This window comes from Vibrio harveyi NBRC 15634 = ATCC 14126 = KCTC 12724 (assembly GCF_001591145.1).
In the GTDB taxonomy this organism is placed as follows: Bacteria; Pseudomonadota; Gammaproteobacteria; order Enterobacterales; family Vibrionaceae; genus Vibrio; species Vibrio harveyi.
In genome coordinates this window covers 1-532 of the sequence record NZ_BCUF01000181.1, presented here as the reverse complement: position 1 = coordinate 532, position 532 = coordinate 1, and the positions used below count along the sequence as shown (strand labels likewise).

1 protein-coding gene is annotated in these 532 nt (G+C 38.7%); it reads left to right on the top strand.

Annotated elements, in window-relative coordinates:
- Nucleotides 1-26 precede the first annotated feature (26 nt).
- On the top strand, nt 27-527 hold the full coding sequence (locus VHA02S_RS25095; RefSeq protein ID WP_025523672.1) for a hypothetical protein: 501 nt from the start codon (nt 27-29) through the stop codon (nt 525-527).
- Nucleotides 528-532: the final 5 nt, after the last annotated feature.

Here is a 532-nt window from a genome sequence, read left to right as displayed (position 1 = left end):
GTAATTAATCATCAATCGAGGAAAAAATGAATAAGATAGTAGTAGGCTTGATTTTGAGCTTTGTCTTAGTTGGTTGTTCAAATCTGGGCACGACTCGTGCCGTTAATGGAAATATAGTCCAAAACATCGAAGATCCTAACGACTTTGGTTCAATTGCGTATGTTGATTACTACGATGTTGATACGCTAAGAGCAATCGAGAAAAAGAAAGCGGAACTAGCGTTTGAAGAGCCTGATTATTCGAAGATTCCGGTAAATGGATATTTGCTGGCACATGTTAAAACACCAACAATTGAATCGGCAGATACGAAGTGGTGGAAAACTGTAGTTGTTGACGAAGCTGGAAATGTGTTGGCGAAGAAGCAAGGTAGTGCGAGCGTAGCGTCATACGAGACAACGAATGGAATTACAGTATGGAAAAACTCTATGTTAGTTGTGCTACCAGAAGTTCAACCTCCTTTTAATGTTTACATTGTCAGTGACTTATTAAATAAGCGTTGGGGATACAAAGTTCTGGGTAAAAATTAATCACA

What these genes read in the sequence shown, in the direction of transcription:
- VHA02S_RS25095 (WP_025523672.1), top strand. Translation starts at nt 27, where the DNA reads ATGAATAAGATAGTAGTAGGCTTGATTTTGAGCTTTGTCTTAGTTGGT.